Source organism: Agrobacterium sp. 6Ca8, assembly GCF_055382765.1.
On the sequence record NZ_AP026434.1, the window covers coordinates 25,008 to 43,197 of the forward strand.

At 59.5% G+C, this 18,190-nt stretch carries 14 protein-coding genes; 13 read left to right on the top strand and 1 reads right to left on the bottom strand.

The window, feature by feature from the left end; all coding sequences use genetic code 11:
* The first annotated feature begins 1 nt into the window (after window position 1).
* The 13 genes from nirB to glpK all read left to right on the top strand — a co-directional run bounded on the left by nirB (window position 2) and on the right by glpK (window position 17,301).
* Complete coding sequence (nirB, locus tag ACZ5A6_RS14300; protein ID WP_025595309.1) at window positions 2–2,449, top strand: nitrite reductase large subunit NirB; 2,448 nt, start codon at window positions 2–4, stop codon at window positions 2,447–2,449.
* Between the two features lie 5 nt (window positions 2,450–2,454).
* Window positions 2,455–2,790: a nitrite reductase small subunit NirD gene (gene nirD / locus ACZ5A6_RS14305; RefSeq protein ID WP_003511593.1), complete on the top strand. Its 336-nt coding sequence runs from the start codon at window positions 2,455–2,457 to the stop codon at window positions 2,788–2,790.
* A gap of 214 nt (window positions 2,791–3,004) precedes the next feature.
* Window positions 3,005–5,653 (top strand): nitrate reductase, encoded by a 2,649-nt coding sequence (locus ACZ5A6_RS14310; protein WP_112291771.1) that lies wholly within the window; start codon window positions 3,005–3,007, stop codon window positions 5,651–5,653.
* Window positions 5,625–7,103: a siroheme synthase CysG gene (cysG, locus tag ACZ5A6_RS14315; RefSeq protein WP_162696568.1), complete on the top strand. Its 1,479-nt coding sequence runs from the start codon at window positions 5,625–5,627 to the stop codon at window positions 7,101–7,103. Before ACZ5A6_RS14310 ends, cysG begins: the two co-directional genes overlap by 29 nt.
* Before the next feature lie 142 nt (window positions 7,104–7,245).
* On the top strand, window positions 7,246–8,019 hold the full coding sequence (locus ACZ5A6_RS14320) for a DeoR/GlpR family DNA-binding transcription regulator (RefSeq protein ID WP_112291773.1): 774 nt from the start codon (window positions 7,246–7,248) through the stop codon (window positions 8,017–8,019).
* A 108-nt stretch (window positions 8,020–8,127) separates the two neighbouring features.
* Window positions 8,128–9,651, top strand: a complete 1,524-nt coding sequence (locus ACZ5A6_RS14325) for a glycerol-3-phosphate dehydrogenase (RefSeq protein ID WP_112291775.1) — start codon at window positions 8,128–8,130, stop codon at window positions 9,649–9,651.
* A 37-nt stretch (window positions 9,652–9,688) separates the two neighbouring features.
* Window positions 9,689–10,759, top strand: coding sequence for an ABC transporter ATP-binding protein (locus tag ACZ5A6_RS14330; RefSeq protein ID WP_112291777.1), 1,071 nt, complete (start codon window positions 9,689–9,691; stop codon window positions 10,757–10,759).
* Window positions 10,760–10,772: 13 nt separating this feature from the next.
* The gene (locus tag ACZ5A6_RS14335) at window positions 10,773–11,843 is read left to right on the top strand and encodes an ABC transporter ATP-binding protein (RefSeq protein ID WP_013761936.1); all 1,071 of its coding nucleotides are present in this window, start codon (window positions 10,773–10,775) and stop codon (window positions 11,841–11,843) included.
* A 2-nt stretch (window positions 11,844–11,845) separates the two neighbouring features.
* Entirely contained in the window at window positions 11,846–12,712 is an 867-nt protein-coding gene (locus ACZ5A6_RS14340) for a carbohydrate ABC transporter permease (RefSeq protein WP_003511582.1), read from the top strand.
* Window positions 12,713–12,715: 3 nt separating this feature from the next.
* On the top strand, window positions 12,716–13,639 hold the full coding sequence (locus tag ACZ5A6_RS14345) for a carbohydrate ABC transporter permease (RefSeq protein ID WP_003511581.1): 924 nt from the start codon (window positions 12,716–12,718) through the stop codon (window positions 13,637–13,639).
* A 1-nt stretch (window position 13,640) separates the two neighbouring features.
* A complete protein-coding gene (locus tag ACZ5A6_RS14350; protein ID WP_003511580.1) occupies window positions 13,641–13,934 on the top strand; it encodes a DUF2160 domain-containing protein in 294 nt (97 codons plus the stop codon).
* Window positions 13,935–14,010: 76 nt separating this feature from the next.
* Window positions 14,011–15,732 carry an ABC transporter substrate-binding protein gene (locus ACZ5A6_RS14355; RefSeq protein ID WP_003511579.1) on the top strand — a complete coding sequence of 574 codons (1,722 nt, stop codon included), beginning with the start codon at window positions 14,011–14,013 and terminating at the stop codon, window positions 15,730–15,732.
* A gap of 69 nt (window positions 15,733–15,801) precedes the next feature.
* On the top strand, window positions 15,802–17,301 hold the full coding sequence (gene glpK / locus ACZ5A6_RS14360; RefSeq protein WP_013761933.1) for a glycerol kinase GlpK: 1,500 nt from the start codon (window positions 15,802–15,804) through the stop codon (window positions 17,299–17,301).
* A gap of 18 nt (window positions 17,302–17,319) precedes the next feature.
* Here the strand turns inward: glpK and ACZ5A6_RS14365 are convergent, their stop codons facing one another.
* A complete protein-coding gene (locus ACZ5A6_RS14365; RefSeq protein ID WP_003511576.1) occupies window positions 17,320–18,180 on the bottom strand; it encodes a LysR substrate-binding domain-containing protein in 861 nt (286 codons plus the stop codon).
* Between the last annotated feature and the right edge of the window lie 10 nt (window positions 18,181–18,190).

Consider the following 18,190-nt stretch of genomic DNA (forward strand, 5'->3'; position numbering starts at 1 on the left):
CATGGCGCAAAAACTCGTCATCATCGGCAATGGCATGGCGCCGGGGCGCATGCTGGAAAACCTTTTCGAAACCGCCCCCGGCCTATACGACGTCACCATTTTCAACGCCGAGCCGCGCGTCAATTACGACCGCATTATGCTCTCGCCAGTACTCTCAGGCGAAAAGAGCTATGAAGATATCGTCATCCACAATGACGAATGGTACGCGGCCAACAATGTGACGCTGCACAAGGGCGCCAAGGTCACCGGCATCGACCGCGACAACAAGACCGTAACCAGCGAAAACGGCATCACCGTTTCCTACGACAGGCTAGTGATCGCCACCGGTTCCCTGCCCTTCATCATTCCCGTCCCTGGCCATCAATTGCCGGGCGTTCTCGCCTATCGCGATCTCGACGATGTCACGAAGATGCTTGAAATCGCCGAAGGCAAGGGCCGCGCCATCGTCATCGGCGCCGGCCTTCTGGGTCTGGAAGCAGCTTATGGGCTGAAGCGCCAGGGAATGGACGTCACCGTCATCCATCTGATGCCGACGATCATGGAGCGGCAGCTCGATCCGGCAGCGGCCTATCTTCTGGAAAAGGCGCTGAACGAGCGCGGCATCGACATCATCACCAAGGCCAATACCAAATGCATTCTCGGCGCGGAGAAGGTCGAAGGCATCGAGTTGGAAGACGGTCGCGTCATTAAAGGCGACATGGTGGTGATGGCGGTCGGCATCCGTCCAGCCTCGGGTCTCGCCAAGGAAGCCGGCATCGCCGTCAATCGCGGCATCGTCGTGGATGATGGCATGATGACGTCGGATGCCTCGATATATGCGCTTGGCGAATGCGCCGAGCATCGCGGCATGTGCTACGGGCTGGTCGCGCCGCTTTATGAATCTGCGCGGGTGCTGGCGGACCGGCTTTGCGGCGGTTCAGCCGAGTATCATGGTTCGGTCACCAATACCAAACTGAAGGTCACCGGCATCAACCTGTTTTCCGCCGGCGATTTTGCCGAGGGCGACGACCGCGAGGAAATCGTGCTACGCGATGCCACCGCCGGTGTCTACAAGCGCCTGATCCTCAAGGAAAATCGCATCATCGGCGCGGTTCTTTACGGCGAGACGGCGGATGGTTCGTGGTTCTTCGACCTGATGAAGAAATCGACCGACATTTCCGCCATGCGCGAAACCCTGATCTTCGGCCAGGCCTATCAGGGAGGGTCCCCGCTGGACCCTATGGCGGCCGTTGCAGCCTTGCCGGATGATGCGGAAATCTGCGGCTGCAACGGCGTCTGCAAGGGCAAGATCACCTCGGTCATCACCTCGAAGGGGCTGACCTCGCTGGATGATGTGCGCGCCCATACCAAGGCATCCGCCTCCTGCGGCAATTGCACCGGTCTTGTCGAACAGCTGATGACGCTGACGCTTGGCGACAGCTACAATCCCGCTGCCGTGCAGCCCATGTGCAAATGCACCGATCTCGGCCACGATGATGTGCGCCGTCTCATCAAGGCCAAGGGCCTGAAGACCATTCCCGCCGTGATGCAGGAACTGGAATGGAAGACCTCCTGCGGCTGCGCCAAGTGCAGACCGGCGCTCAACTACTATCTCGTCTGCGATTTTCCCGACGAATATGCCGACGACTACCAGTCGCGTTATATCAATGAGCGCGTCCATGCCAATATCCAGAAGGACGGCACCTATTCCGTCGTTCCGCGCATGTGGGGCGGTGTCACATCTTCCTCCGAACTGCGGGCAATTGCGGATGTGGTCGACAAGTTCGAAATCCCGATGGTGAAGGTGACAGGCGGGCAACGCATCGATCTTCTCGGCATCGAGAAGGAGGATTTGCCGGCGGTCTGGGCCGATCTCGGCAAGGCCGGTTTCATTTCCGGCCAAGCCTATGCCAAGGGGCTTCGCACCGTGAAGACCTGCGTTGGAGAACAATGGTGCCGCTTCGGCACGCAGGATTCCACCGGCCTCGGCATCCGCATCGAAAAATTCATGTGGGGCTCATGGACGCCCGCCAAGCTGAAGCTTGCCGTTTCCGGCTGTCCGCGAAACTGCGCTGAGGCGACATGCAAGGATATCGGCGTCATCTGCGTCGATTCCGGTTTCGAAATCCACTTCGCCGGTGCCGCTGGTCTCGATATCAAGGGTACGGAAGTGCTGGGCCTCGTCCATACCGAGGATGAGGCGCTGGAGCATATCGTGGCGTTGACCCAGATGTACCGCGAGCAGGCGCGCTACCTCGAGCGCATCTATAAATGGGCCAAGCGCATCGGTTACGACGAAGTCCGCCGCCAGATCATGGACGATGCCGACAAGCGCCGGGCCTATTTTGACCGCTTCGTCTTCAGCCAGAAATTCGCGCAGGTCGATCCTTGGTCGGAACGTGTGTCCGGCCACGACAAGCACGAATTCAGGCCGATGGCGGCAATCGGTTTCAACGAGGCAGCGGAGTGAGAACGATGGACAGCAACTGGATCGATATTGGCGACATTTCCGACATCCCGCTGCGCGGCGCGCGCTGCGTGAAAACGCCTATGGGCAAGATCGCCGTGTTTCGCACGGCTGAAAATCAGGTCTTCGCCATCGAGGATCATTGCCCGCACAAAGGCGGCCCGCTGTCTCAGGGCATCGTGCACGGGGCTTCGGTGACATGTCCTTTGCACAATTGGGTCATTTCACTGGAGACCGGCAAGGCGTTGGGGGCGGATGAGGGGGAGGTGAGGACCATTCCTCTCCGCAATCTCGACGGGCGGCTTTCGATTGCGCTCGAAACTTTGATGATTGCGGCGGAGTGATATCAGATGTTGCCGACGATACTCCCCTCTGTCCTGCCGGACATCTCCCCCTCGAGGGGCAAGATCGACAAGTGGCACGCTTCTCGCTTCATCTCTGTTGTCGGAGACGCAAGCTGTGAAATAGAGCCGGTGCCGCAATTGATCTACCCTTTTGAGGGGCAGATGTCCGGCAGGGCAGAAGGGGGTAAACGCCACTTGTTCAGGGGGCAAACCCATGTCCATTGAAACGAAAACCACCTGTCCCTACTGCGGTGTCGGCTGCGGCGTCATCGCCACCGTTGCCGATGACGGCATCGTTTCCGTCAAAGGCGATCCGGACCACCCAGCCAATTTCGGTCGGCTGTGTTCCAAGGGTTCGGCTCTGGCCGAGACCATCGACCTCGACGGACGGCTGCTCCATCCCGAAATCCACGGAAAGCGGGTGGCATGGGACGAAGCGCTTCAACTCGTTGCTTCAAGATTTTCCGAGGCCATTTCCGAGCACGGCCCGGATTCGGTTGCGTTTTACGTTTCCGGCCAATTGCTGACGGAGGATTATTACCTCGCCAACAAGCTGATGAAGGGTTTCATCGGATCTGCCAATATCGATACGAATTCAAGGCTTTGCATGTCGTCTTCGGTCGCCGGCCATCGCCGCGCCTTCGGGGCCGATACGGTGCCCGGCACCTATGAGGATATGGAGCTTGCCGATCTGGTAATCCTCACCGGATCCAATCTCGCCTGGTGTCATCCCGTCCTCTATCAACGGCTTGCTGCCGCAAAGGCGGCGCGGCCGGACATGAAGGTGGTGGTCATCGATCCGCGCCGGACGATGAGCGCAGATATTGCCGATATGCACCTCGCCATCCGCCCGGATGGGGATGTGGCCCTGTTTACCGGTCTTCTGGCCCATCTTTCCGGCAGTTCCGCGTTCGATAATGCTTATGTTGGAAACCACACTGTAGGCCTCGATGCCGCGATGCAGGCAGCGACCGGGCACAGCCTGCCGGAGATTGCCGATAAGACCGGTCTGACAATCGCGGAACTGATTTCCTTTTACGAATTGTTCGAACGCACGCAAAAAACCGTCACCTGCTACAGTCAGGGCGTCAACCAGTCGCAAAGCGGCACCGACAAGGTCAACGCCATCATCAATTGCCACCTCGCCACAGGCCGCATCGGCCGGCCGGGCATGGGGCCGTTTTCGCTGACCGGCCAACCCAACGCCATGGGGGGACGCGAGGTGGGCGGGCTTGCCAATATGCTGGCGGCCCATATGGCGATCGAGAACGCTGAAGACCGCGATCGCGTGCAGCGCTTCTGGGCCTCGCCGGCGATTGCGCAGAAGCCTGGCCTCAAGGCCGTGGATATGTTCCAGGCGGTTGCCGATGGCCGCATCAAGGCGCTGTGGATCATGGCCACCAACCCCGTCGTTTCCATGCCGGATGCCAGCGCCGTCGAGGCGGCGATCAAGGCCTGTCCCTTTGTCGTGGTGTCCGATGTCATCGCCAAGACCGATACCGCCCGCCACGCACATGTGCTGTTGCCATCGCTCGGCTGGGGTGAAAAGGACGGCACGGTCACCAATTCCGAACGACGTATTTCCCGCCAGCGCGGTTTTCTTGACGCGCCCGGCGAAGCAAAGGCCGACTGGTGGCAATTCGCCGAAGTTGGACGGCGCATGGGTTTTGACGCCGCCTTCGGCTACCGGCAACCTTCTGAGGTTTTCGCCGAGCATGCCGCTCTCTCCGGCTTCGAGAACGCCGGAAGCCGCGATTTCGATATTGGCGGGATCGACCGTGATTCCTACAATACGATGACACCGTTTCAATGGCCAAAAGCCGAACCCGGTGAAGCCGCCACGACCCGCTTTTTCGCGGATGGCCGCTTTTTCCATGCGGATAGCAAGGCCCGCTTCATCGCCACGGCACTGCCGGAGACCGGCAGGACATCGGCGGACTACCCGCTGACGCTGAACACCGGCCGTATCCGCGACCAATGGCACACCATGACCCGCACTGGCAAAAGCCCGCGGCTCACTGCCCATATCGCCGAACCCTTTGCCGAACTTCACCCGCGCGATGCACAGTTGCTGGGCATCGAAAGCGCCGATCTGGTGGAGCTTGAAAGCCCGCACGGCAAGGTCCTGCTGCGGGCTCTGGTCAGCGAGAGGCAGGCGCGGGGAGCTGTGTTTGCGCCGATGCACTGGAACGACCAGTTCGCCTCGCAGGCCCGCATCGATATGCTCGTGCCAGCGGTCACGGACCCGCATTCCGGCCAGCCCGCTTCGAAGAATGTCGGCGTGAGTGCACGACGTTTTGTAGCGAAAGCCTATGGATTTGCGATCTCCCGCACCCGGCCTGATGCGCCGGGCTGCGCCTATTGGGCAGTTGCGAAGGCGGATGGCGGCTACCGCATGGAGCTTGCCTTCGAGGAACAGCCGCAGGACTGGACGCTCTGGGCGCGACAGGTTTTCGGAATCGATATCAGGGTTGAGCCTCTGGGTTACAGTGACCGGCAAACGGGCGATCTGCGGCTTGCTTTCTTCGACGGCGATACCCTGCTGGCAGCGCTGTTCGTCGCCAGAGAGCCGGTGGCCGTTGCCCGCAACTGGGCGATTTCACAGCTGAACGAACGCCATGAGGATTTGCGCATGCGTTTTGCGCTGGTTGCCGGGCGTCCCGGTGCCGGTCGCGCCGATCCGGGGGCGACGGTCTGCTCCTGCTTCAATGTCGGGGTCAACCAGATCACGGCCGCGATCCGCAATGGCTGCCACAGCGTCGAAGCCATAGGTGCTGCGTTGAATGCCGGAACCAATTGCGGCTCCTGCCGCGCCGAGATCAGGGGGATCATCGATGGATGCCTTAAAACCGCAGCGGAATGAACCGAACCGCATGGAGAAGCTCGCCAAGTTGCCGGTCTTCTGGGGGCTTGAGGGCAAGCGCGTGGTGCTGGCGGGCGGATCGGATGGGGCCGCATGGAAAGCGGAACTGCTGCTTGCCTGCGGGGCGGAACTTCATCTCTATTGCGAGGAAAGCGAGCTTTCGGAATGCTTTGCCGCGCTCGTCTCGACAAACCAGATGCTGACATGGCATGACCGTTCCTGGGGTCCGGATAGTTTCAAAGGCGCGGAACTGGCGCTGGCGGATTGTGAAACCGACGAAGAGGCGGAAAGATTTTACAATGCCGCGCGCTCAGCCGGCGTGCCTGTCAATGTCATCGACAAGCCGGAATTCTGCCAGTTCCAGTTTGGCTCCATCGTCAATCGTACGCCGGTGGTGGTGTCGATCTCCACCGATGGCGCCGCACCCATTCTGGCGCAGGCCATTCGCCGGCGCATCGAGACTTTGCTGCCGCACGCTCTCAAGGATTGGGGGGCGCTTGCCCAAACCATCCGAGAGCGGGTCAATATACGCCTCGCGCCCGGCACGGCGCGGCGATCATTCTGGGAGAAATTTGTCGACCGGGCGTTTACCGAAAGGCTGGATGAGGGCAGCGAAGAAAGGCTGCTGACAGACATCGGCACGCAGGCCGGTCGGAGAGGATCGGGACGTGGCCTTGTGACGCTGGTCGGTGCCGGACCGGGCGATGCCGAGCTGCTGACGCTGAAAGCGGTACGCGCCCTGCAGGCGGCGGATGTCATTCTGTTTGACGATCTGGTTTCATCCCAGGTGCTGGAACTGGCGCGGCGGGAGGCGAAGCGCATGCTGGTTGGCAAGCGCGGCGGCCGGGAAAGCTGCAAGCAGGAAGATATTAACGACATGATGATCCGCCTTGCCAAGGCCGGCAAAAGGGTGGTGCGGCTGAAATCCGGCGATCCGATGATTTTCGGACGCGCCGGCGAGGAGATCGCGGCGCTGGAGGCTGAAAATATCCCGGTCGAAATCGTACCCGGCATCACCGCGGCAAGCGCCATGGCTTCGCGGCTCGGCGTTTCCCTCACCCACCGCGATCACGCCCAGTCGGTCCGCTTCGTCACCGGACACTCCAGACAGGGCAAGCTGCCGGAGAATATCGACTGGCAGTCGCTGTCGAACCCTTCTGTGACCACGGTTTTTTACATGGGCGGGCGAACCGCTACCAGCATCGAGGAAGCCCTTCTGGCGCATGGTATGCCGGCCTCGACGCCCGTCGCGATCATGATTTCCGTCAGCCGCGAAAATGAGCAGCGCTGGTGTGGTTCGCTCGTGCAACTGGCTGCGGCGGTTGAGCGACTGGGCGTGAACGAGCCTATACTGATCGGCATCGGTGATGCGTTTGGTGCTGCAATCTCTGCGTTTTCCGAAATCGGCCTGCCGGAGCCGGTCCCGATGTCAATTCAGAAAGCCGGCTAATAATCTTGCTGGTCCGTGCGGATACGTTTTTTCGCATACCTCCGCAAGTGGACCTGATCGGCGCCACAAAACCGTCCCTTGACATTGGTTTTTCGTTCGCTCTTCAATAAAACGAAAAAATTGAAAGAGGAGGGAGGGTGAAATGATGCTCACACCGCGTCAGGATGAAATCGTTGCGCTGGCGAAAGCAAGCGGGCGTGTGCTGGTGGACGAGCTGGCCACGCGGTTTTCGGTAACGCCACAGACGATCCGCAAGGACCTCAACGATCTCTGCGATACGCGGGTGCTGACGCGCATCCATGGCGGCGCACTTTTTCCGAGCGGCAACGAAAACGTCAAATACGAGGCACGCCGTGCGATCGCCTCCTCCGAAAAGCAGGCGATCGGCGCCGCTGCGGCTGCCCTCATCCCCAACAACTCCTCGCTTTTCATCAATATAGGTACGACGACCGAGGCGGTGGGCGAAGCGCTGGCGGATCATCACGAGCTGATGGTCATCACCAACAATATTAATGTTGCCAATAGGTTACGGGTTTTTCCGGGCATCGAGGTGGTGATCGCTGGCGGCGTCGTGCGCGGTTCCGATGGCGGCATCGTCGGTGAGGCCGCAGTGGATTTTATCCGCCAGTTCAAGGTCGATTTCGCCGTCATCGGCGTTTCTGCAATCGATGAAGACGGCGCTTTGCTGGATTTCGACTTTCGCGAGGTCAAGGTTGCCCAGGCGATCATGTCCAACGCTCGCCACGTCATTCTTGTATCGGATTCACTGAAGTTCGAGCGGACGGCGCCGGTGCGCATCGGCCATCTTTCACAGGTGCACACCTTCATTACCGATCATTGTCCGGTCGATTCGATCCGATCCATCTGTGCCGATCATGACGTCAGGTTGATTGAAACCGAGGTTGGGGAGTCTTGATCCGAACTGCCCTGGAATTTCGTTTGACATTCGTTTTGTCTTCAAATTAGATGTCCGTGCTTTCAATATATCGATGAGGAGAGCGTCGATGAAAGCGCGGGAGGGTCCATGTCTGACGAGGCAATCCACGATGTTTTCGTGATCGGCGGCGGCATTAACGGCTGCGGCATCGCGCGTGACGCTGTCGGCAGGGGTTATTCCGTTGCGCTTGCGGAAATGAACGATTTTGCCTCCGGCACCTCTTCGGCCGCCACAAAGCTCATTCATGGCGGTTTGCGTTATCTCGAACATTACGAATTTCGTCTGGTGCGAGAAGCGCTGATGGAGCGCGAGGTGTTGTGGGCCATGGCGCCGCACATCATCTGGCCCATGCGCTTTGTTCTGCCATTCCAGAAGGGCGGCGTGCGCCCGGCCTGGCTCGTGCGTCTCGGGCTTTTTCTTTATGACCATCTCGGCGGCCGCAAGCTTTTGCCCGCCACCCGCTCGCTCGATCTGCGCCGTGATCCCGCAGGGAAACCGCTGAAGCCGATTTTTGCCCGGGCTTTCGAATATTCTGACGGCTGGGTGGACGATGCCCGTCTTGTGGTGCTGAACGCCCGCGATGCCGCCGATCGCGGCGCCTTGATCCTCAACCGCACGCAGGTCGTTTCGGCACGCCGCGAAGGCGCCTTCTGGCGGGTCGAAACGAAAAATGGTGCCGGAGAAACCGCGACCTACCGGGCGCGCATGCTGGTAAATGCGGCCGGCCCCTGGGTGGACAAGGTTCTGGCCGCGACATTCGGTAAAAACAATGTCCACAATGTCCGCCTCGTGCAGGGCAGCCACATCATCGTGCGCAAGAAGTTTTCCGATCCGCGCGCCTATTTTTTCCAGAACCCGGACGGGCGCATCATCTTCGCCATCCCTTATGAGCAGGATTTTACCCTGATCGGCACGACGGATCGCGACTATACCGCCGACCCCCGGGCTGTTAAGATCAGCGACGAGGAGATCAGCTATCTTTGCAGCGCGGCGAGCGAATATTTCGCTGAACCGGTGACGTCGGCCGATATCGTCTGGACCTATTCCGGCGTGCGGCCGCTGTTTGACGACGGCGCATCGAAAGCGCAGGAGGCAACCCGCGATTATGTGCTGAAAACCGAAGGAGCTGAAGGCGAAGCTCCGCTTCTCAATATCTTCGGTGGCAAGCTCACCACCTATCGGCGGCTTGCCGAACATGCTCTTGAAAAAATCGGTGATGCGCTGGGTGAAAAGGGCTCGCCGTGGACGGCCGGTTCACATTTGCCGGGCGGAAATTTCGGTGCCGAGGCTTATGCGGGAGAGGTCACGGCCCTGCGGTCGCGTTATCCGTTCCTCGATGAGAGGCATGCGAAGCGGCTCATCCGCTGCTACGGAACGGACGCCGCGTCGATTATTGGCAATGCCGGGGACATGGCAGGGCTGGGACGGCATTTCGGCGGCACGCTTTATGAGGCCGAGGTGCGCTGGCTGATGGCCCGGGAATGGGCGCTGACGGCGGAGGATATTCTGTGGCGCCGCACCAAGCAGGGGCTTTTCTTTACCCAAGAAGAGGTGCGCGGGCTGGAGGATTATATCGATGACATTGCAGGTGGACGCTTGAAGGCAATCTGACGATCCGATCAAAAAGCGGAGGAGGCTTTGGATCACCATGCTTGAATTGCGAAACGTCTCGAAGATGGCCGGCGGTGAATATCATATTCACCCGACCGATCTGACGTTGCAGCGCGGAAGCCTGAACGTCCTGCTTGGACCGACACTTTCGGGCAAGACGACACTCATGCGGCTGATGGCCGGGCTGGACAAGCCAAGTGGCGGTACGATTCTCTTTAATGGGGAGGACGTGACGGGCTGGCCGGTTCAGAAGCGCAACGTCGCCATGGTCTATCAGCAGTTCATCAATTATCCGGCGCTCAGCGTTTATGAAAACATCGCCTCGCCGATGCGCGTTGCCGGCAAGGACAAGGCAACGATCGACAAGGAGGTGAGGAAGGCCGCCGAGCTTCTGAGGCTGACGCCCTATCTAGATCGTACGCCTCTCAACCTCTCCGGTGGCCAGCAACAACGCACGGCACTTGCCCGCGCCATCGTCAAAAACGCCAATCTGGTGCTCCTCGACGAGCCGCTCGCAAATCTCGACTACAAGCTGCGTGAGGAGTTGCGTGAGGAATTGCCGCGTATCTTTGCGGAATCCGGTGCAATCTTTGTTTACGCCACGACGGAACCCTCCGAAGCTCTGCTGCTTGGTGGCAATACCGCGACGCTGAACGAGGGCAAGGTAACGCAATTCAGCCGCACGATCGAGGTTTACAGGCGTCCGGTGGATATCGTAACCGCGAAAATCTTTGCCGATCCGCCACTCAACACCATCGAGGTCATCAAGACGGGCGGCGCCTTCACGCGCGCCGGCCATGCGGTTGTGCCGGTGCCGGCGCATCTTGCTGCCATGCCTGACGGTCCAGTGACCATTGCCTTCCAGCCACATCATCTTTTCCCACAGCAAAAGGGGCAGGCGGCGCAATCCATCCGGGCGCGGACACTGATCTCGGAGATCGCCGGATCGGAAAGCTTCGTACATGTGGAATTTTCTGGCCAGCGTTGGGTGATGCTGGCGCAGGGCATTCACGACATCGAGCCGGACACGGAGATCGAACTGTTTCTCGATACGCGGCACCTGATGGCTTTCGATACGCACGGCCACGCCATCGGCGAAGCGGCTTAAGGGGAGATCGATCATGGCACGCATCACGCTCGATCATATTCGCCACGCTTACAACGCCAAGGCGCAGGCGGCAGGTGATTATGCCCTGAAGGAAGTTCATCACGAATGGGAGGATGGCGGTGCCTATGCGCTGCTTGGCCCTTCCGGCTGCGGCAAGACCACGTTGCTCAACATCATTTCCGGCTTGCTGCGCCCCTCGGAAGGTCGCATCGCCTTTGACGGAACGGATGTCACCGATCTTTCCACCGAAGATCGCAACATCGCCCAGGTATTCCAGTTCCCGGTCGTTTACGACACGATGACAGTCTATGACAATCTGGCTTTTCCGCTGCGCAACCGGCAAGTGCCGGAAGCCGAAGTCGACCGCCGTGTGCGGGAAATTCTCGAGATGACCGATCTTTCCGGCATGGCCAAACGCCACGCGCGCGGACTTACGGCGGACCAGAAGCAGAAAATTTCGCTGGCGCGCGGGTTGGTGCGATCCGACGTCAATGCCATCCTCTTCGACGAGCCGCTGACGGTGATCGATCCGCATATGAAATGGGTGCTGCGCTCACAGTTGAAGCGCCTCCACCGCCAGTCCGGTTTCACCATGGTCTACGTCACGCACGACCAGACCGAAGCGCTGACTTTCGCCGACAAGGTGGTGGTCATGTATGACGGACAGATCGTCCAGATCGGCACACCCGCCGAGCTTTTCGAACGCCCGGGACATACGTTCGTCGGTTACTTCATCGGTTCGCCCGGCATGAATGTGATGCCTGCCAGCATCGATGGCGCAACGGCGGTTGTCGGCGGCCTTGGCGTTCCGCTTGCCGGCGTGCCGGTGGTGGATGGATCGAAGCGGATCGAAATCGGCATCCGCCCGGAATTCGTTCGGCTGGAGCGGGGTGGCATGCCCATCACCGTCGACAAGGTCGAGGATATCGGCCGGCAAAAGATCGTTCGCGCCCGGTTCGCCGGCCAAAAGCTTGCGATTGTCGTTCCGGAGGAGGAGGACATTCCGGCAGAAGCGGGTGTTCGCTTCGATCCGGCCGCTATCGGTGTCTTTGCCGATTCCTGGCGTGTGAAGATGGGGGCCTGACCATGGAAAAGACCTGGAACAACAAAGCGTGGTTCATGGTGCTGCCGGTTCTGGTGCTGGTCGCCTTTTCCGCCGTCATCCCGCTGATGACGGTCGTGAATTATTCGGTGCAGGATACCTTCGGCAACAACCAGTTCTTCTGGGCGGGAACCCAATGGTTTCAGGAAATTCTTGGCTCCGACCGTTTCTGGAACGCGCTCGGACGCAATCTGGTATTTTCCGGCATCATATTGGCGATTGAAATTCCGCTCGGCATATTCATCGCGCTCAAGATGCCCAAATCCGGCATCGGCGTGCCGGTCTGCCTCGTCACCATGGCGCTGCCGCTTTTGGTGCCATGGAATGTGGTAGGCACAATCTGGCAGGTGTTCGGTCGCAGCGATATCGGGTTGCTGGGTTATTACGCCAATCAGCTTGGGCTTGATTACAACTACGTCAACGATCCCGTCGACGCATGGATCACCGTCGTCATCATGGATGTGTGGCACTGGACAAGCCTCGTCGTCCTCCTGTGCTACGCCAGCCTCGTCTCCATTCCGGATGCCTATTATCAGGCAGCAAGGATCGATGGCGCATCGCGTTTTGCGGTTTTCCGGTTCATTCAGTTGCCGAAGATGAAGCGGGTGCTGCTGATCGCGTTCCTGCTGCGCTTCATGGACAGCTTCATGATCTATACCGAGCCTTTCGTCGTCACCGGCGGCGGCCCCGGAAATTCCACCACCTTCCTGTCCATCGATCTCGTCAAGGTAGCGCTCGGCCAGTTCGATCTGGGTCCCGCGGCGGCCATGTCGCTGATCTACTTCCTCATCATCCTGCTGTTGTCCTGGGTGTTCTACACCGTGATGACCAGCCACGACGCGGAGACTTGAGACATGAGCGCCTCTGATGTCACCACAAGCGTGGAACTCAACGGTATCGGCAATCCACCGGTAAGAGCCAGTTCGGCGAGAATATCGGGCCTTGCTGCGAATTCACGATCGCGCCGCCGCCATGGGCCATCGCGCTTTTCCTGGCTGGTGCCGACGATCTACATCATCCTGCTGCTCGTGCCGATCTACTGGCTTATCAATATGAGCTTCAAGACGAACACGGAAATTGTCTCGTCGATGACGCTTTATCCGCACCAGCCGACGTTGCAGAATTACCGGACGATTTTCACGGATTCATCCTGGTATTCGGGTTACATCAACTCGATCATCTACGTCGTCATGAACATGGTGATCTCGGTCTCGGCGGCACTCCCGGCGGCCTATGCCTTCTCGCGTTACCGCTTCCTGGGCGACAAGCACCTGTTCTTCTGGCTTTTGACCAACCGCATGGCGCCACCTGCCGTCTTCGCGCTGCCCTTCTTCCAGCTCTATTCCGCTTTCGGGCTGATCGACACGCATATTGCCGTGGCGCTGGCGCATTGCCTGTTCAACGTGCCGCTGGCGGTGTGGATTCTCGAAGGTTTCATGTCGGGTGTACCGAAGGAAATCGACGAGACCGCCTATATTGACGGCTATTCCTTCCCGAAATTCTTCGTGAAGATTTTCATGCCGCTCATTGCCTCCGGCATCGGTGTCGCCTGTTTCTTCAGCTTCATGTTCTCGTGGGTCGAGCTTCTGATCGCCCGCACGCTGACGACGACCGACGCCAAGCCGATTGCCGCGACCATGACGAGAACCGTTTCTGCCGCCGGCATGGACTGGGGCCTGCTTGCCGCCGCCGGCGTGCTGACGCTCATTCCCGGTGCGCTGGTGATCTGGTTTGTTCGCAATTACATCGCCAAGGGCTTTGCGCTGGGGAGGGTTTGACATGACGAAGATGCCCGATTTTACCTGGATGGCATGGACCTGGCAGACGGCCGCGTTTTTCGGTGCCATCGCCGTGTTGCTGGTTGGGATGTGGTTCTGGGAACAGCTCTCGCCCGGCGGCAACCCCCGCTTCGGCCTGCTGCGTTTCGAGACAACGCGTGGCGACAGGTTGTTCATTTCGCTGCTCGGCAGCGCTTTCATTCATCTTGCATGGCTCGGGCTGGTCGGCCCGAACCTGTGGTGGGCTCTCGCTCTATCGGCGGTTTACGCAATTGGCGTTTTCCGTTTCGTCTAGAGTAGGAAGAACGGTGCGGCGGAGGAAAACCGCACCCGGCAGACTTCGTGCAATCGCAACCCTTGGGAGGACTGATATGCGACGGCATCTGATGACGACGACGGCAGCCATGCTGCTGGCAATGACAGGTTCCGCTTTCGCCGGAATGGAGGAGGCAAAGCAATTTTTGGACAAGGAAATCGGCGATATGTCGTCGCTTTCGCGTGCAGATCAGGAAAAGGAACTGCAATGGTTTATCGATGCCGCGAAACCTTTTGCTGGCATGGACATCAAGGTCGTTTCCGAATCCCTGACAACACATGAATATGAATCGAAGGTCCTGGCACCGGCGTTTACCGCTATTACCGGCATCAAGGTCACGCACGACATCATCCAGGAAGGTGACGTCGTCGAAAAGATTCAGACCCAAATGCAGACCGGCCAGAACCTCTATGACGGTTGGGTGAATGACAGCGACCTCATCGGCACGCATTGGCGTTACCAGCAGGTGCGCAACCTCACGGATTTCATGGCCAATGAGGGCAAGGACGTCACCAATCCCGGCCTGGATCTCAAGGACTTCATCGGCAGCGCCTTTACGACGGCACCGGACAAGAAGCTCTACCAGCTTCCCGACCAGCAATTCGCGAACCTGTACTGGTTCCGCTACGACTGGTTCAACGACGACAAGAACAAGGCCGATTTCAAGGCCAAATACGGCTACGACCTTGGTGTGCCCGTAAACTGGTCGGCCTATGAGGATATTGCCGAATTCTTCACCGGCCGTGATGTCGGCGGCAAGAAGGTCTTTGGCCATATGGACTATGGCAAGAAGGACCCGTCGCTTGGCTGGCGCTTCACCGATGCCTGGCTTTCCATGGCCGGCAACGGCGACAAGGGCCTGCCAAACGGCCTGCCTGTCGATGAATGGGGCATCAAGGTCAACGACAAGTCGCAGCCGGTCGGCTCGTGCGTGGCACGCGGCGGCGATACCAACGGTCCGGCGTCGGTCTATTCCATCGAGAAATATCTCGAATGGCTGAAGAAATTTGCGCCGCCAGAAGCGCAGGGCATGACCTTCTCCGAATCCGGTCCGGTGCCGGCGCAGGGTAACATTGCCCAGCAGATCTTCTGGTACACAGCCTTCACTGCCGATATGGCCAAGCCCGGCCTGCCTGTCGTAAACGAGGACGGTTCGCCGAAATGGCGCGTCGCACCTTCCCCGCATGGCGTCTATTGGAAGGACGGCATGAAGCTCGGTTATCAGGACGTGGGTTCGTGGACGCTGATGAAATCCACCCCTGACGATCGCGCCAAGGCCGCATGGCTTTATGCGCAGTTCGTAACTTCCAAGACCGTGGATGTGAAGAAAAGCCATGTTGGTCTGACCTTCATTCGCGATACCACCATCCATCACAAGAGCTTTACGGACCGGGCCGCCAAGCTTGGTGGTCTGATCGAGTTCTATCGCTCGCCCGCTCGCGTGCAATGGTCGCCAACCGGCACCAACGTGCCTGACTATCCGAAGCTGGCACAGCTCTGGTGGCAGGCAATTGGCGATGCATCTTCGGGTGCCAAAACCGCTCAAGCCGCAATGGACTCGCTCTGCGCCGAGCAGGAAAAAGTCATGGCCCGTATCGAGCGCGCCGGTGTGCAGGGCGATATCGGCCCAAAACTGGCGGAAGAACACGATATCGACTACTGGAACAAGGACGCCGTTTCGAAGGGCAATCTGGCACCGCAGCTGAAGATTGCCAACGAAAAGGAAAAGCCGGTCACCGTCAATTACGACGAGCTGGTCAAAAGCTGGCAGAAGTAATGTCTGCGTGAAATCTTAAACCGGGGCGGCTTTGCCGCCCCGTCATTGCGTTTGAAAGGGAGTGACATAATGGGCGGTTATATTCTGGCGATCGATCAGGGGACGACATCGACAAGGTCGATGGTCTTTGATCGCGACATGCGGGTCATCGGTGTCGGCCAGCGAGAATTTCCGCAGCATTTCCCGGCCTCCGGCTGGGTCGAACACGATGCCGAGGATATCTGGAAAAGCGTGCTTGAAACAATCCGGCTGGCGCTTGCCGATGCCGGTATCTCCGCTTCCGATATCGAGGCGATCGGCATCACCAACCAGCGCGAAACGACCGTGCTGTGGGACCGTAATACGGGTGAGGCCGTGCATCGGGCCGTTGTCTGGCAGGATCGCCGTGCTGCACCAATTTGCGAGGATCTGAAACGAAGGGGGCTGGAGCCGCTCTTTTCGAAAAAGACCGGTCTGCTGCTCGACCCCTACTTTTCCGGCACGAAGCTGAAATGGCTTCTCGACAGCGTCAGCGGCCTTCGCGAAAAAGCCGTGAAGGGCGAAATCTGCTTCGGCACGGTCGACAGTTTCCTGATCTATCGCCTCACCGGCGGTCGCCGCCATGTGACCGACGCCACCAATGCCTCGCGAACGCTGATCTACAATATCGAGGACAATGCCTGGGATGACGAATTGCTGTCCATCCTCGACATTCCCAGCGCCATGCTGCCGGAGGTGCTTGATTGCGCAGCCGATTTCGGCGTAACGGACAAGGCGCTTCTGGGTGCGGAAATTCCGATCCTCGGCGTCGCCGGTGATCAGCAGGCTGCCGTTATCGGTAACGCCTGCTTCGAACCCGGCATGATGAAATCGACCTATGGCACCGGCTGCTTTGCGCTTCTCAATACCGGCACCGACCGGGTCGCCTCGACAAACCGGTTGCTGACGACCATTGCCTATCGCCTCGATGGCGTGACGACCTATGCGCTCGAAGGCTCGATCTTCATTGCCGGCGCCGCCGTGCAATGGCTGCGTGACGAGCTCGGTTTCATATCGGTCGCGTCTGAAGTCAGCGCGCTTGCCGAAAAGGCTGATCCCAAGCAGCGGGTCTATCTCGTGCCGGCCTTCACCGGCCTTGGCGCGCCCTATTGGGATGCCGAAGCGCGGGGCGCGATTTTCGGCCTGACGCGTGGCACCGGCCCTGCGGAGTTTGCCCGTGCGGCTCTCGAAAGTGTCGCCTATCAGACCTTCGATCTTCTGGACGCCATGCGCAACGACTGGGCGGGCGACAATGGCAAGACGGTGCTCCGGGTCGATGGCGGCATGGTTGCCTCGGATTGGACCATGCAGCGGCTGGCGGACATTCTCGCTGCACCGGTCGACCGGCCGGTATTCCTGGAAACCACCATTCTCGGTGCGGCATGGCTCGCAGCATCGCGCGCCGGCATCTGGCCGGACCGGGAGGCCTTTGCTGCCCATTGGAAACGGGATCGCCGTTTTCTGCCAGATATGGATGAGACTGAGCGTAAGAGCGCCATCGCGGGGTGGCGTGATAGTGTTGGCCGCTGCCTCTCGAAACGGGAAGATTGACGCAAGCAAGCGTCTTTTTTACGCAAAACTGCCCGGTGCGATGCTCTTGCTGGATACCAGATCGGAAAGGGCGCGCACCAGTTTTGTGTCCGCGCCCTTACTTGGCTGAAGCACGAATTCCACGTCTTCGAGCGCCGGCAGCACATCAGCCGCAATCTCCCTGAGGCCGGCTGGCGCCATGCTGCGCGGTTGCACGAGGATCCCCATGCCTGCCCTTGCGGCAGCGGTCAGTCCGCTAAGGCTGCCGCAGGTGCAGACGATCCGCCACGCGAGACCTGCCCGATCCAGCGCTTCCTGTGCCGCCTTTCGAGTAATGCTTGGCGGCGGAAAGGCGATCAACGGCAGGGCGTCCGGTTGGCTCAGCATTCGCTCCGGGTCACGCGCGAGCCATACCAGAGGTTCGCGGTACAGGAAGTGGCCGAGCTTATCACCGAGTCGACGTTTCGCGAGCACGACGTCCAACTCGCCATTATCCTGCATCTGGTAAAGCACGCCGCTCAGCGACACCGTCAGCTCCAGATCGACCAAGGGATACAGGCGGATGAATTCTTCCAGAATGGCGGTGAGCCGGCTGGCGACGAAATCCTCGGAAACGCCGAGCCTTAAGCGCCCGCGCAGGCGGTTTTCGCTGAATAGCGATGAAACCCTGCTGTCGATCTCCAGCATATTGCGGGCATAACCGAGCAGCGCCTCGCCTTCGCCCGTCAGCTTCACCTGATGGGTGCTGCGCGCAATCAACCGACGGCCAAGTGCCGCCTCAAGCCGCTGAATATGCTGGCTGACGGTGGATTGGCCGATACCCAGCCGCTCGGCAGCCAGCGTGAAGCTGCCGGTTTGCTGAAGCATCACGAAGCTGGCAAGATGTTGAAGGTTCAGCATTTATCTCATA

Excerpts from the sequence above, each read along its gene's own strand:
- ACZ5A6_RS14340 (WP_003511582.1), top strand. The coding sequence starts at position 11,846 with ATGGAAAAGACCTGGAACAACAAAGCGTGGTTCATGGTGCTGCCGGTT.
- nirB (WP_025595309.1), top strand. The coding sequence starts at position 2 with ATGGCGCAAAAACTCGTCATCATCGGCAATGGCATGGCGCCGGGGCGC.
- nirD (WP_003511593.1), top strand. The coding sequence starts at position 2,455 with ATGGACAGCAACTGGATCGATATTGGCGACATTTCCGACATCCCGCTG.
- ACZ5A6_RS14365 (WP_003511576.1), bottom strand. The coding sequence starts at position 18,180 with ATGCTGAACCTTCAACATCTTGCCAGCTTCGTGATGCTTCAGCAAACC.
- glpK (WP_013761933.1), top strand. The coding sequence starts at position 15,802 with ATGGGCGGTTATATTCTGGCGATCGATCAGGGGACGACATCGACAAGG.
- ACZ5A6_RS14330 (WP_112291777.1), top strand. The coding sequence starts at position 9,689 with ATGCTTGAATTGCGAAACGTCTCGAAGATGGCCGGCGGTGAATATCAT.
- ACZ5A6_RS14355 (WP_003511579.1), top strand. The coding sequence starts at position 14,011 with ATGCGACGGCATCTGATGACGACGACGGCAGCCATGCTGCTGGCAATG.
- ACZ5A6_RS14310 (WP_112291771.1), top strand. The coding sequence starts at position 3,005 with ATGTCCATTGAAACGAAAACCACCTGTCCCTACTGCGGTGTCGGCTGC.
- ACZ5A6_RS14350 (WP_003511580.1), top strand. The coding sequence starts at position 13,641 with ATGACGAAGATGCCCGATTTTACCTGGATGGCATGGACCTGGCAGACG.
- ACZ5A6_RS14325 (WP_112291775.1), top strand. The coding sequence starts at position 8,128 with ATGTCTGACGAGGCAATCCACGATGTTTTCGTGATCGGCGGCGGCATT.
- ACZ5A6_RS14345 (WP_003511581.1), top strand. The coding sequence starts at position 12,716 with ATGAGCGCCTCTGATGTCACCACAAGCGTGGAACTCAACGGTATCGGC.
- ACZ5A6_RS14335 (WP_013761936.1), top strand. The coding sequence starts at position 10,773 with ATGGCACGCATCACGCTCGATCATATTCGCCACGCTTACAACGCCAAG.
- cysG (WP_162696568.1), top strand. The coding sequence starts at position 5,625 with ATGGATGCCTTAAAACCGCAGCGGAATGAACCGAACCGCATGGAGAAG.
- ACZ5A6_RS14320 (WP_112291773.1), top strand. The coding sequence starts at position 7,246 with ATGATGCTCACACCGCGTCAGGATGAAATCGTTGCGCTGGCGAAAGCA.